This is a genomic window from Craterilacuibacter sp., assembly GCF_051659485.1.
Lineage (GTDB): Bacteria > Pseudomonadota > Gammaproteobacteria > Burkholderiales > Chromobacteriaceae > Craterilacuibacter.
The window spans coordinates 1-12,644 of the sequence record NZ_JBOFOO010000412.1 but is presented as its reverse complement, the minus strand read 5'-3'; the positions used below and the strand labels follow the sequence as shown (position 1 = coordinate 12,644).

The following is a 12,644-nucleotide window of genomic DNA, read 5'->3' as shown; positions in this document are numbered from 1 at the left end:
CCAGCCCCCGAGCCGACGATGGCGACATCGCACTCGAACGCCAGATCCCGTGTCAGGGAAGCACCATCGTAAACCTGCCAGCCGCGCGCCAGTCCGTCACGGATAGGGTCTTTAAGCGGAGATGTCATTGCAGTACCTTCCCTTGAGGCGGTACGTCATAGCCCAGCGCGGCAAAACTTTGTGGGCTGGCATACCACGCGGCATTGATCAGCCCATGCAGGGCCTGATAGCCGCTACGCAGCAGCGTAAAACGCGACTGACGCCAGTTTTCCAGAAAAGATGCGAGCTCGGTATTACCGGCGGTGGCCCATGGTGCCTTAACGCCGGCAAGATAACGCCGGCCCCAGCGGTTACCCAGCAAATCCAGCAACTGGCGCACCTCGCCCTGTACCAGCATAGGTAAGCCGCTTACCGCCCTATCCACACCGGCCACCACACTTTCCCGGCTAGCCGCATCCATAGACAGACCCAGCATCACCGGCGTAATTGCTGCCAGTAGATTGCTGTCGCCGCCATGTAAAAACAGCAGGCTTGAAGCCGGCGTCTCCGCCTTGTCCGCCTTGTCCGCCTCGGGGCGTGCCAGAAATCCGGCACCCAGCAAGAGCAAAGAGCCGGCCAGACCGGTCTTGAGCAACTGGCGGCGGCTCTTCATGGCTTACGCAGCATCAGCTTAAGTAGCCAGTCCATGCGTTTACCGTAAGGCGCATGGGTCAGCGACAAGAGATTAAAGCGCGGCATGGACAATACCGGTTTGAGCTTGGAAAAGGTCAGGAAGCCCTCATGCGCATGGTAGTGGCCCATGCCGGAAGCCCCCACGCCACCAAAGGGCAGGTCGTCCTGAGCGACATGCAGCACCGTGGTATTGACGCACATGCCCCCGGCCACGGTGGTACGCTCGGTGCGGGCGATGCGCATCGGATCTTCGTCGAACAGGTATAGCGCCAGCGGCCGCTCGCGGGCATTGACATAGGCCAGCGCCTCGTCGAATTTGGCATAGGCAATAATCGGCAATAGCGGCCCGAAGATTTCTTCCTGCATCAATGTGCAATGATCCGGCGCTCCCGTGACCAGCGTCAGCGGCAGCTTGTGCGAGCCGCTCAAATCCTCGCCTGCCGGATTGATGCTGTCGATATCGGCACCGGCCGCGCGTGCTTCATCCAGCCAGCTGTTCAAGCGCTGATAGTGACGCGCATTGACCACCGAACTGTAATCGGAGTTGTCGCGCAGTGTCGGATACATGCGGCTGGCGGCAGCGCGGATTTCGCGCACCAGAGCATCACGCTCGCCGGCTTTGACCAGCACATAATCCGGTGCCACACAGGTTTGGCCGGCGTTGAGCAACTTGCCCACCACGATAGCCTCGGCAGCGCGGCGCGCATCAAACCCCGGAGCCACAATGGCTGGCGATTTGCCGCCCAGTTCCAGTGTTACCGGAGTGAGGTTGGCCGCGGCCGCGCGCATGACATGGCGACCGACGGCCGTCGAACCGGTAAACAGCAGGTGATCAAATGGCAGCGCCGAAAAAGCCGCGGCCACCTCCGCCCCGCCATTGATGACCTGCACCCAGTCGTCGCCCAGCATCTCGCGGCATAATCGCGCCATCAAGCTGCCGGTTTGCGGGGTGAACTCAGACATCTTGAGCATCACGCGGTTGCCGGCCGCCAATGCAGCTATCATCGGGCCGATGGCAAGGTAGATCGGGTAGTTCCATGGCACGATAATGCCGACTACGCCTAAAGGCTGCGGCCGCACATGGGCACGCGCCGGCTTGAACCACAGCGACACGCCGCGCGTCTGTGGTGCCATCCAGTGCTTGAGCGATTTTTTGGCGTGGCGTATGCCTTCCAAAGACGGGAATAGCTCGGCCAAGCGGGTTTCAACCGGGCTACGGTGGCCAAAATCGGCACTGACTGCGGCCAGCCATTCATCTTCATGCTCGCGCAGGATGCGGGCCAGCTTGTCCAGTTGCGCCACTCGCAACTCGCGCTCGGGAAAAGGATCGCTTTGCCACGCGCGTTTAAGCGTGGCATGTGCGTGTTCAAGCTGAGCGAGTCCTGTAATCGCCGGGTCGGTCGCAATATCCATTGTGCTATCCTCGTGAGGCCGATTGTTCAAACAATCGTTTAGTCTTGTGTTTCCACTCTAAAACAAAATCAGGCTATTCGCCACGCAAACATCATGTTGATTGACTTCTTTTATGCTTTACGTGAAGCCGGTCTACCGGTTTCACTCAAAGAGTGGCTGACCTTGCTCGAAGCCCTCAAACGCCAGCTGGTCTTTGCCAGTATCGATGACTTTTATCTATTGGCGCGCACGGTACTGATCAAGGACGAGAAATACTTCGACCGCTTCGATCAGGTATTTGCCCGTCAGGTGCGCGGCATCGAAACGGCACTGGGAGACCTGCAAACGGAGATTCCGGAAGACTGGCTGAAAAAGCAGGTAGAAAAATTCCTGAGTGACGAGGAAAAATCCCGGCTGGAGGCGATGGGCTGGGACAAACTGATGCAGACCCTGCAACAGCGCCTGGCCGAACAGAAAGAGCGCCATCAGGGCGGCAATAAATGGATAGGCACTGGCGGCACCAGTCCCTTCGGCGCCTATGGCTACAACCCGGAAGGCATCCGCATCGGCCAGCACGAATCACGACACCGGCGTGCGGTGAAAGTATGGGACCAGCGAGAATTTCGCAATCTGGACGACAGCGGCGAGCTGGGTACGCGCAATCTCAAGGTCGCGCTACGCGCCTTGCGTGAATTTGCCCGCAGCGGCGCGGCCGAGGTGCTGGATCTGGATGCCACCATTGCGGCCACGGCCAAAAATGCCGGTTATCTTGATTTGAAGTTGGTCCCCGAGCTGCACAATGCCGTGAAAGTGATCGTGCTGTTTGATATCGGCGGCTCGATGGATGACCATATCCGCGTATGCGAGGAGCTGTTTGCCGCCGCGCGCAGCGAATTCAAACATCTGGAGACTTTTTACTTTCACAATTGCGTGTACGAGGGTGTATGGCGCGACAATAGCCGCCGCCACAAGGATCGCATCCCGACCTGGGATTTGATTCACACCTACGGCGCCGACTACAAGCTGATCTTGGTCGGAGATGCCAGCATGAGCCCGTACGAGATCGTTTATCCCGGCGGCAGCGTCGAACATATGAACGAGGACGCCGGCGAAGTGTGGCTTAAACGGCTGACCTCGCATTTTCGTCACGCCGTCTGGCTCAACCCCGCCGCGCCCGAACGCTGGGAATACACCCAATCCATCGCCATGATCAAGGAGCGCATGAGCGAGCGCATGTATACACTGACGGTAGACGGGCTGACCCAAGCCATTCAGGCACTGAAAAAAAGCGCGGCCTAAACCTGAAACCCATCGCGGCCAGACACCATGCACACCATAGACATCGACTACTTCAATACCCCCTGTGGCGAACTTGTGCTTGGCGTCTGGCAAGACCGCTTATGCCTGTGCGACTGGCGCTACCGCAAAATGCGCGCCCGCATAGATATGCGGATTGCCAGCCACTTGAAGGCGAGCTACCGCGAGGCCGCAAGTGCGCTTGCCGGGGAAGCCAAAGCCCAGCTTGCCGCCTATTTTTCCGGTACGCGGCAAAGCTTCGATCTGCCGCTATTGATGGCGGGCAGTGATTTCCAGCGCCGCGTTTGGGACGCGCTGCTGAATCTACCCTACGGTGCACGGGATAGCTATCTTGGTCTGGCCAAACGTCTGGGCCAGCCCGAAGCCGTCCGTGCAGTGGCTGCGGCCAATGGCGCCAATGCGCTGGCCATCATCGTGCCCTGTCACCGCATTATCGGCAGCCATGGCGAGCTAACGGGTTATGCCGGCGGTTTGCCTGCCAAAAGCAAGCTGCTCGAACTTGAATCCGGCACCACACCCCAGCTTGCATTATTCGGTAATTAGACCCAGCGACAAGCAAGCCAGAAGCGGGCAATTAGCCCTGATAAGCGCCGGCCGAGTAGGTCAGCTCGTAGCTGTGGCTGTAGATCTCGACAATATTGCCGAACGGGTCTTCCATATACACCATGCGATACGGCTTCTCGCCGGGGAAATACTCCCGCACCGGCATGCGCTGCTTACCACCGGCGGCGACGATCTTGGCGGCCAGTCCCTCTACGTCCGGGTCCTGCACGCTGAAGTGAAAGACACCGGTCTTCCAGAATTCGAAGTTGTTCTCGCGCCGCTCGCTGTTAGGAAATTCGAACAGCTCGATGCCGATTTTGTCGCCGGTCGACAGATGGGCGATACGAAAAGCCCCCCAGCCCGGACCGAATACGTCGTTGCACATCACGCCGATGGCAGAATCGTCTTCGGTGATGGTGGTCGGCGGCATGATCAGATACCAGCCCATCACTTCGGTGTAGAACTTGACGGCAGTATCGAGGTCGGTGACGGTAACGCCGATATGGGAAAAATTGCGCGGGTAATTCATGGCAGGACTTTCATTCAGCAAGAGAGGAAGGCCAAGTCTAGGGAGTCCATGCCATAATAAAAATAGATCATGACTTATGATTTTGATAAAAAAACATGATGACAAATCCGCTCTGGCTACGTTCCTTCGTCGCCATCACCGAAACCGGCAGCTTTACCCGCGCCGCCGATAAGCTGGATCTGACACAAGCGGCAGTCAGCCAGCATCTGCAGCGTCTGGAGGCCGAATATGGCCCACTCTTGCTACGCCGCACGCGCGTACTGGAACTCACGCCTGCCGGACACAAGCTACTGGGCTACGCCGCCGAAATCGCCAGCGCAACGGCTCGCCTGCACAGCAGCCTGAGCAATGATGATGCCCATCATGGCGAGTTGTCGCTGGTGACGCCAGGCAGCATAGGCCTTGCACTGTATCCTCAGTTACTGGCCCTGCAACAGGCACACCCGGGCCTTGTCATCAAGCACCGTTTCGCGCCAAGTGCAGAAATTATCGATGCCGTTCTGCACAACCAGGCCGAGCTTGGCATCGTCGCCACCCCACCCGACGATGGCCGCCTGCAGGTGCAGCGTTTTGCCAGCGAGTCCTTGTGTCTGGTGCTGCCGGCATCCGTAACCGGAGCCAGTTGGGAGGATTTGCTGGGGCTGGGTTTTATCGATCACCCCGATGGCCACGATATGGCCTCGCGCCTGCTATCGCGCCGCTTCCCGGGTATGCCGCTGCACGCGTTGCCACGGCGCGGCTTTATCAACCAGATTGGGTTGATACTCGAACCGGTCGCCCGCGGCCTGGGCTTTACCGTCCTGCCGCACTTTGCCGTTCAGGCATTCGAGCACCAGTCTGCCATTCGTATCGCCACCGATGGGGCCGAGGTGATAGATACGCTATGGCTGATCCATCGGGCAGAATGGCCGTTAAGCGCCCGCGCTAGCCTAGCCCTGACTGCACTACACGCACAGTTTGGCGATTAAAAGACACTCGCCCTGTCGAGGGATTGCGCTCTGCTGTCAAAAAATCCCCCGCCAGGCAGGCCTAGAGGGGGATTTTATTGAGCGGTGTATCAGCCTATCTGGCCGGTTTCCGCCAGTTTACGGATAGCCCGGATCAGGTCGATATCGGTCTGCTGGTAAGCAGACCGCAAATAGGACGCCACATCGACACCATCAACCGGCTCATCCGGCACCGGGGTCTCATAGCTGAAACGGACAAACAGATCCCCGGCCAGTGGTTCCTCTATTTGCATGCACAGGCAGCCGCCTTCGTTATCCGGCAAGGGATGGGTGCGGTAAATGACACACTCTTGTGCCTGCATTTCCACCCTGACCTGCACCCGGTACTGCCCATACGCCCATGCGCGTTCGCTATAGTCTGCGCCCGCTTCCAGTACGATATCTTCATCCAGCGACTCGACAAACTCCTTTGGCAGTTCTGCGCGGCGTAGCAGCCCCTGCCACAAGGTATCGCGCGAGAGCGCCAGTGCCAGCGGGTTGCTCGGATCATTAACCGCAACCAGGTGTTCGAAAACCATACTGCCTCCCAGATAAAATATGCCCGCGAGTCTACACCGCTGTCAGCTAGAGCGAAATCTGCTGACCGTTATTTAAAAGTTAAATCAAACAATTATCCGGATATAGTCTATAAATTAAAGATGTAGCATATAGACTGCATAGTTATTTTGGGTATTATCTGGCATGCAACATATAGTATGTCCGAGCAGAACAACAATAAGGGAGAACACGTTGGATAAGCTGACATTTTTGGCGCAAGCGGATATCGCTCTGTTTAAAGATCGGCTAGCCAGTTGGCTGACTGGCGACCGTTTGATGGAGCATCCCTTTCACCTGCGCGACAAGACATTGCCGATCGATTTCCCGCGCAATTTTTCAGTGCATACGCTGGAAGCCTGCTTCGACCACTATCACTGGGGCGGGCTGGACTATGAAGAAAACCGCCTGCAGCGCGATGCGCTGCACCTGCACCTGAAGCAGGCGCTGGCCGATCATGATACCGATAGCCTGTTAAGCGCAATCGATGCCGCCTTGCGCTGGAGTACCGGCGGCAAGGGCATCAAGCTTTACACGCTGAATATGGAATGGGCCGAGGCGCATCGTGACACGCTGGGCGACCATATGCGTGAAGCGCTGGCCATCCTGGAATCCGACAAGCCGGATACCGAGGCATTTGCCGAAAGACTGCGGATGAATGTCGGCTTTACCAAGGTATACGCACTGGCCAGCGACAAACTGGTCATGTACGACGGCCGTGTCGGTGCAGCGCTCGGCCTGCTGGCGCGCCAGCATTGCATGCGCAAGCGCATGGATTTGCCAACCATGCTGGGCTTTCCGTGGGCACCGGGCGCTTCCTCGCTGAACCGTAACCCCAGCGACGAGCGTTATCACTTCCGGCAGCTAGCCAATCGCGGTGCTTTTCACGCCGAATGGATGGTCCGCGCCAGCTGGCTGATCGAGGCGGCCATCGCGCAGGCACACGCGCCTTGGTGTCATGAGGCGGATGCCCTGCGCCGCGTCGAAGCCAGCCTGTTTATGCTGGGTTATGAAATACCGACCGAAGAGAAGCACAGCAAGCAGTTCCATTACCTGTAGTGCATAGGGCATACTCGGGGCATCTTTGCCCCGGATTATCCGCATGCCCCACAGCCAAGTAATGGACTGGACTTCTTTATTATCGACGCGCCGTTTCAAACTCAAGAACGGCTATATCGAAGCGGCACGGGCCATAGGCGGCGGCGATGCTGCCAGCGGCTTGCGCAGCGATTTTCATATCGATCACGATCGCCTGGTCTTTTCCAGCGCCTTTCGCCGGCTGGGGCGCAAGACGCAGGTACACCCGCTGGCGATCAACGACCACACCCATAACCGCCTGACCCACAGTGTGGAAGTCGCCAGCGTAGGGCGTAGCCTGGGTAATCAGGTCGGCGCCATGCTGGCATCGGCCGGGCGTTTGCCGGCGGCCATCACGCCGTTTGATATCGGCGCCGTGGTGCAGGTCGCCTGTCTGGCTCACGACTTCGGCAACCCTCCTTTTGGCCACACCGGTGAAGATGCGCTGCGTGACTGGTTTCGCACCCCGAAACACGCACACTGGCTCGCTCCACTTAGCGTGCAGGAACAAAGCGACATCCGGACCTACGAAGGCAATGCCCACGGTCTACGCATGGTCAGCTCGCTAGAGCTCTATGTCGGTGAAGGCGGCATGCGCCTGACCTCGGCCGCGCTGGGGGCGCTGGTCAAATACCCATGGACCTCGGACATCTATCCCGAACGCGGCAAGTTCAATGTTTATCGCACCGAGCTCGCTTATTTTGAAGCCATCGCCGAAGAGCTGGGACTGATACGCCGGGGCGACAGCGAATGGGTACGCCACCCGCTGTCTTATCTGATGGAAGCGGCAGACGATATCTGCTATGCCATTCTCGATCTGGAAGATGCCGTCGAAATCGGCATCCTGGACGTCGCCGAATTCGAAGCCGCGCTGGGCGAACTGGTCGAAGTCGAAAAAACCTGGCCGATTACCGATCCGCGGCAGCGCTGTTCGGCGCTGCGGGGTTCGGCGGTGGGCAAATGCGTCAATGAAGTTGCCGGGCGTTTTATGGCATTCGAGCCTATGCTGTGCCGCGGCGAATTCCCGGCCAAAGACCTGATTTCGGTGTGTTCGCCAGCGGTGCGCGACACGGTACAAGGCGCCAAGGCCTTGGCTAGCCACCGTATTTACCGCCACCGCAGCAAACTGGTGACCGAAATCGCCGCCTATCCCTGCATGGCCACCCTGCTGGACAAGCTGGTGCCGCCCGCCTTTGCACTGACAACCGGCCAGCCCCTGAGCACCCGCGAACACCTGCAACTGGCACTGATGGACCGCAAGATAGAGACGGGAGACAGTCCTTATCTTGCCTATATGAAAATCCTCGACTTTATCGGCGCCATGACCGACAACACCGCCGCCACCCTGGCGCGCGAGGTGTCGGGGCTGGGCATACACTGAGCCCTGATGACACCATGACCGAACGCATATTCGCCATTATCCTGCCGGTGCTGATTATCGTACTGGCCGGCTGGCTGTATGGCCGCAGCCGCCAAGCCGATATGCGTGCCGTCAACCAGCTGAATATGGATGTCTGCGTGCCGCTACTGGTCTTCAGCGCCCTGTCGGCACGCGGCTTTGACCTCATTAGCCAGTGGAAACTGGTGCCGGCTACCTTGCTGGTTGTGCTGTTATCCGGCCTTCTGGCCTGGCCCTTCGCCCGCATCGCCGGTGTCGAACGCCGCACCTTGCTGCCGGCGGTCATGTTCAATAACTGCGGCAATATGGGGCTGCCGCTGGCATTGCTGGCGTTTGGCCAGCAGGGTTTCAACGCCTTTGTCGTACTGTTTATCGTGTCCAATCTGCTGCACTTTACGCTGGGTGCCTTCATCTTCAGCCGGCAGACCCGTTTTGCCGGCCTGCTGCGCAACCCCATCGTGATCGCAACCGCGCTGGGGTTGGCCATCAATCTGTCCGGGCTCGCCCTGCCCGCCCCCATCCTTGCCGGGCTGAAAATGCTGGGCGACGCCACCATCCCGCTGATGCTGTTTGCGCTGGGCGTGCGCATGCTGGGCGTCAAGGGTATTAATCTCAAGGCGGGTCTGGGCTGCGCCCTGCTTTGCCCGCTGACCGGCCTTGCCGCGGCCTATATCGCCATTGCCCTGCTGGGGCTGGATGGCCAGCAGGCCATGCTGCTGATCCTGTTCGGTGCCTTGCCGCCGGCGGTACTCAATTTTCTGATGGCTGAACATTACCGGCAACAGCCCGAGCATATGGCGGCCATGGTCTTGCTGGGCAATCTGGCCAGCGTGGTTTTCGTCCCGCTGGGCCTCACGCTGGCACTAAACTAAGCACAAGCCCGAATCGGGTACGAGGAGCACATCATGGACAAGATCATCAAGACCCCGGCGCAATGGCGCGGCCTGCTCGATGCCGAGACCTATCGCGTCACCCGCGAAGCCGGTACCGAGCGCCCGTTCAGCGGTGCGCTGTACCCGGAAAACCGCCACGGCACTTACCACTGCGCATGCTGTGATGCCGTCTTGTTCGCATCCGCCACCAAGTTCGATGCGCACTGCGGCTGGCCCAGCTTCTGGCAGGAGGCCGTAGAGGGCAGTATTGCGCGCATCCGTGATGCCAGTCACGGCATGGAGCGCATCGAGGTGCGCTGCGCACGTTGTGATGCGCATCTGGGCCATGTTTTTCCGGACGGCCCGCCACCGACCGGCGAGCGCTACTGCATCAACTCGGTCTCCATGCGTTTCGCGCCGGCAGACTAAGCACTGCCGCTGATGCAATGCACAATAAAAACAACAGGCTGCGCAGTAAGGCCGTATACGGTGTTACCATCCCCATCCTTCGAAGCCGGTCGGGTCTGCCCTCAGTGCGGCATGACGCGGACGCTGCCTGATTATTTGCGACAGAAACCGGCTTTTTAACGCATTCAACACCTCCGCCGTACGGCTATATCAATGATTATTCTGAAAAACGTGGCCCTGCGTCGCGGTAGTAAAGTCTTGCTGGACAATACCTCGGTCTCGCTCAATCCCGGTGAAAAGGTCGGTCTGGTCGGGCGCAACGGCGCCGGCAAGTCATCCCTGTTTGCCATGCTCAACGGCACGCTGCATGAAGACAGCGGCGACTTCTCCATTCCTTCCCAGTGGCGCATGGCGCAAGTGGCGCAGGACATGCCGGAAACCTCGCAAAGCGCGACCGAGTTCGTGATCGAAGGCGATATCGTGTTGCTGGCCGCACGCGCCGAGGTCATAGAGGCGGAAGCCGGCGACGACGGCATGGCGATGGCGCATGCCTATATGGCGCTGAATGATGCCGGCGAACATGATGCCGCCGCCCGTGCGCAGTCGCTGATTCTGGGTCTGGGCTTTAAGGTGAACGAACTGGAGCAGCCGGTGAACAGCTTCTCCGGCGGCTGGCGCATGCGTTTGCAACTGGCGCGCGCCCTGATGTGCCCATCCGACCTGCTGCTATTGGACGAGCCGACCAACCACCTGGATCTGGATGCACTGGTGTGGCTGGAAGCATGGTTGAAGCAGTACGCCGGCACCATGGTGGTGATCAGTCACGACCGCGAATTCCTCGATGCCATCACCAATGTGACGCTGCACATCGATCACGGCCAACTGGTACGCTACGGCGGCAACTACAGCAAGTTCGAAGACATGCGCGCCGAACAGATGCTGCTGCAACAGGCGGCACAGTCCAAGCAGCAGGAAAAAATGGCGCACCTGCAGAAATTCATCGACCGCTTCAAGGCCAAGGCCAGCAAGGCCAAGCAGGCCCAGAGCCGGGTCAAGGCACTGGAGCGTATGGAGAAGATCGCTCCGATACTGGCCGATGCCGATTTCCAGTTCGAGTTCAAGGAGCCGATGAGCCTGCCCAACCCGATGCTGACCATTGCCGAGGCCAGCTTTGGCTATCCGGCGCCGGAAGACAGTCCCGAGGGCACGCAGCCAACCACCATCGTCGAGCAGGTCAAGCGCTCGGTGCTGGCCGGGCAGCGTATCGGCATTCTGGGGGCCAACGGCCAGGGTAAATCGACGCTGGTGAAGACCATCGCCGGCGCCCTCGAGCCTATTTCCGGCGAGATCATCCGCGGCAAGGGCCTGAATATCGGTTATTTCTCGCAGCAGGAGCTGGACGTATTGCGTCCGGAAGATAACCCGCTGGAGCATATGTTCCGTCTGGCGCGCGACACACCGGCAGCCGTCCGTCCCAATGCGGCAGATTGCCGCGAGCAGGGGCTGCGCAACTTCCTGGGCACCTTCAACTTCAGCGGCGACATGGTCAAGCAGACAGTCGGCAGCATGAGCGGCGGCGAAAAAGCGCGACTGGTGTTGTGCATGCTGGTCTGGCAGCGCCCCAACCTGCTGCTGCTGGATGAACCGACCAACCACCTCGACCTCGCCACCCGCGAGGCCCTGAGCGTGGCACTGAACGAATTCGAAGGCTCGGTGATGCTGGTCAGCCACGACCGCGCCTTGCTGCGTGCGGTATGCGACGAATTCTGGCTGGTGACGCGCGGCGGAGTGCAGGACTTCGACGGCGATCTGGACGATTATCAGGTTTACCTGCTGGAAGAAGCGCGCCGCCGCCGCACCGAAGGCTGATCCGCGCCCCTCCCGCACGCAGGCGCAGCCCGCATCTAAGGCTGCGCCTGCACCGCACCCTCTCTATACGCCTACATTGCTCCCCAAGGAGATGTCATGCAAGCTTCCGCCTATCCGGCGCTGGTCGAGCGCTATACCCGCCTTTACCGCTATCAGCATCTGGCAGCCATCGCCGGCTGGGATCAGGCCACCATGATGCCAGCCAAGGGCAATGCGGCACGCGGGGCGGCCATGGCCGAGCTGCAGGTCTTGATGCACACCACGCTGACCGACCCGGCCCTGAAAGACCTGCTGGCCGCCGCCGACAGCGAGGAGCTGGACGCCACCGCCCGCACCTCGCTGCGCGAAATGCGCCGCCAGTGGCAGCAGGCCAATCTCTTGCCCTCTCGTCTGGTCGAAGAGGCCAGCCTCGCCGGTTCGCGTTGCGAGCATGCCTGGCGCAGCCAGCGCCCGGGCAACGACTGGGCCGGCTTTATCGAAAACTTCCGCCCGGTAGTGGCGCTTACGCGCGAGAAGGCACAGCGTCTGGGCGAAGCCATGTCACTGTCGCCCTACGACGCGCTGCTGGAACAATACGAACCGGGCATGCGCGCATCCGAGCTCACGCATATTTTCAGCGGCGTCAAAAGCTGGTTGCCGGGCCTGACGCGTCAGGTGATGGACAAGCAGGCACAGGAAACAACGCCCGCGCCACAAGGCCCGTTTCCGATCGACGCGCAGCGCGCGCTAGGGCTGGAAGTCATGGCGCTATTGGGCTTCGATTTTGACGGCGGCCGGCTGGACGTATCGCTACACCCCTTCTGTGGCGGCGTGGCCGAGGATGTACGCATCACTACGCGCTACCGTGACGACGACTTTATGCAAAGCATGATGGGCATCGTGCACGAGACCGGCCATGCCTGTTACGAGCAGCACCTGCCCAAGTCTCTGGTGCAACTGCCGGTCGGGCAGGCGCGCTCGATGGGCATACACGAAAGCCAGAGCCTGGCCTTCGAAATGCAATTGGGGCGCAGCCCTGCCTTTCT

Annotated in this window: 12 protein-coding genes and 1 pseudogene; 9 read left to right on the top strand and 4 right to left on the bottom strand. The window is 59.8% G+C overall.

What is annotated here, in order from left to right; all coding sequences use genetic code 11:
- Nucleotides 1–124: 124 nt before the first annotated feature.
- Nucleotides 125–652, bottom strand: a complete 528-nt coding sequence (locus ACRC1E_RS13985) for a hypothetical protein (protein ID WP_438515703.1) — start codon at nt 650–652, stop codon at nt 125–127.
- A complete protein-coding gene (locus ACRC1E_RS13980; RefSeq protein WP_438515702.1) occupies nt 649–2,085 on the bottom strand; it encodes a coniferyl aldehyde dehydrogenase in 1,437 nt (478 codons plus the stop codon). The genes ACRC1E_RS13985 and ACRC1E_RS13980 overlap by 4 nt, the downstream gene beginning before the upstream one ends.
- 93 nt (nt 2,086–2,178) lie before the next feature.
- Here ACRC1E_RS13980 and ACRC1E_RS13975 point away from each other — a divergent pair, with 93 nt between their 5' ends.
- Entirely contained in the window at nt 2,179–3,363 is a 1,185-nt protein-coding gene (locus tag ACRC1E_RS13975) for a vWA domain-containing protein (protein WP_438515700.1), read from the top strand.
- 27 nt (nt 3,364–3,390) lie between these two features.
- Entirely contained in the window at nt 3,391–3,924 is a 534-nt protein-coding gene (locus ACRC1E_RS13970) for a methylated-DNA--[protein]-cysteine S-methyltransferase (protein ID WP_438515699.1), read from the top strand.
- A gap of 31 nt (nt 3,925–3,955) precedes the next feature.
- Here ACRC1E_RS13970 and ACRC1E_RS13965 read toward each other — a convergent pair whose 3' ends face one another.
- Nucleotides 3,956–4,453 carry a lactoylglutathione lyase family protein gene (locus ACRC1E_RS13965; protein WP_438515698.1) on the bottom strand — a complete coding sequence of 166 codons (498 nt, stop codon included), beginning with the start codon at nt 4,451–4,453 and terminating at the stop codon, nt 3,956–3,958.
- Between the two features lie 98 nt (nt 4,454–4,551).
- Here ACRC1E_RS13965 and ACRC1E_RS13960 point away from each other — a divergent pair, with 98 nt between their 5' ends.
- Nucleotides 4,552–5,421 (top strand): LysR family transcriptional regulator, encoded by an 870-nt coding sequence (locus tag ACRC1E_RS13960; protein WP_438515697.1) that lies wholly within the window; start codon nt 4,552–4,554, stop codon nt 5,419–5,421.
- A gap of 89 nt (nt 5,422–5,510) precedes the next feature.
- Here the strand turns inward: ACRC1E_RS13960 and ACRC1E_RS13955 are convergent, their stop codons facing one another.
- Entirely contained in the window at nt 5,511–5,978 is a 468-nt protein-coding gene (locus ACRC1E_RS13955; protein WP_438515696.1) for an AtaL-like protein, read from the bottom strand.
- Between the two features lie 211 nt (nt 5,979–6,189).
- On the opposite strand from ACRC1E_RS13955, the gene ACRC1E_RS13950 reads away from it, so the two are divergent.
- From ACRC1E_RS13950 to ACRC1E_RS13925, 6 genes and pseudogenes are all read left to right on the top strand, one after another.
- Entirely contained in the window at nt 6,190–7,053 is an 864-nt protein-coding gene (locus ACRC1E_RS13950) for a hypothetical protein (RefSeq protein WP_438515695.1), read from the top strand.
- 43 nt (nt 7,054–7,096) lie between these two features.
- A complete protein-coding gene (locus ACRC1E_RS13945) occupies nt 7,097–8,452 on the top strand; it encodes a deoxyguanosinetriphosphate triphosphohydrolase (protein WP_438515694.1) in 1,356 nt (451 codons plus the stop codon).
- Between the two features lie 14 nt (nt 8,453–8,466).
- Nucleotides 8,467–9,342 carry an AEC family transporter gene (locus ACRC1E_RS13940; protein ID WP_438515693.1) on the top strand — a complete coding sequence of 292 codons (876 nt, stop codon included), beginning with the start codon at nt 8,467–8,469 and terminating at the stop codon, nt 9,340–9,342.
- 33 nt (nt 9,343–9,375) lie between these two features.
- Nucleotides 9,376–9,771 carry a peptide-methionine (R)-S-oxide reductase MsrB gene (gene msrB / locus ACRC1E_RS13935; protein ID WP_438515692.1) on the top strand — a complete coding sequence of 132 codons (396 nt, stop codon included), beginning with the start codon at nt 9,376–9,378 and terminating at the stop codon, nt 9,769–9,771.
- 192 nt (nt 9,772–9,963) lie between these two features.
- Nucleotides 9,964–11,619: an ABC-F family ATP-binding cassette domain-containing protein gene (locus ACRC1E_RS13930; protein ID WP_438515691.1), complete on the top strand. Its 1,656-nt coding sequence runs from the start codon at nt 9,964–9,966 to the stop codon at nt 11,617–11,619.
- 96 nt (nt 11,620–11,715) lie between these two features.
- Nucleotides 11,716–12,644: pseudogene (locus ACRC1E_RS13925) on the top strand (carboxypeptidase M32); the annotation flags it as partial.

Excerpts from the sequence above, each read along its gene's own strand:
- ACRC1E_RS13985 (WP_438515703.1), bottom strand. The coding sequence starts at position 652 with ATGAAGAGCCGCCGCCAGTTGCTCAAGACCGGTCTGGCCGGCTCTTTG.
- ACRC1E_RS13980 (WP_438515702.1), bottom strand. The coding sequence starts at position 2,085 with ATGGATATTGCGACCGACCCGGCGATTACAGGACTCGCTCAGCTTGAA.
- ACRC1E_RS13975 (WP_438515700.1), top strand. The coding sequence starts at position 2,179 with ATGTTGATTGACTTCTTTTATGCTTTACGTGAAGCCGGTCTACCGGTT.
- ACRC1E_RS13970 (WP_438515699.1), top strand. The coding sequence starts at position 3,391 with ATGCACACCATAGACATCGACTACTTCAATACCCCCTGTGGCGAACTT.
- ACRC1E_RS13965 (WP_438515698.1), bottom strand. The coding sequence starts at position 4,453 with ATGAATTACCCGCGCAATTTTTCCCATATCGGCGTTACCGTCACCGAC.
- ACRC1E_RS13960 (WP_438515697.1), top strand. The coding sequence starts at position 4,552 with ATGACAAATCCGCTCTGGCTACGTTCCTTCGTCGCCATCACCGAAACC.
- ACRC1E_RS13955 (WP_438515696.1), bottom strand. The coding sequence starts at position 5,978 with ATGGTTTTCGAACACCTGGTTGCGGTTAATGATCCGAGCAACCCGCTG.
- ACRC1E_RS13945 (WP_438515694.1), top strand. The coding sequence starts at position 7,097 with ATGCCCCACAGCCAAGTAATGGACTGGACTTCTTTATTATCGACGCGC.
- ACRC1E_RS13940 (WP_438515693.1), top strand. The coding sequence starts at position 8,467 with ATGACCGAACGCATATTCGCCATTATCCTGCCGGTGCTGATTATCGTA.
- msrB (WP_438515692.1), top strand. The coding sequence starts at position 9,376 with ATGGACAAGATCATCAAGACCCCGGCGCAATGGCGCGGCCTGCTCGAT.
- ACRC1E_RS13930 (WP_438515691.1), top strand. The coding sequence starts at position 9,964 with ATGATTATTCTGAAAAACGTGGCCCTGCGTCGCGGTAGTAAAGTCTTG.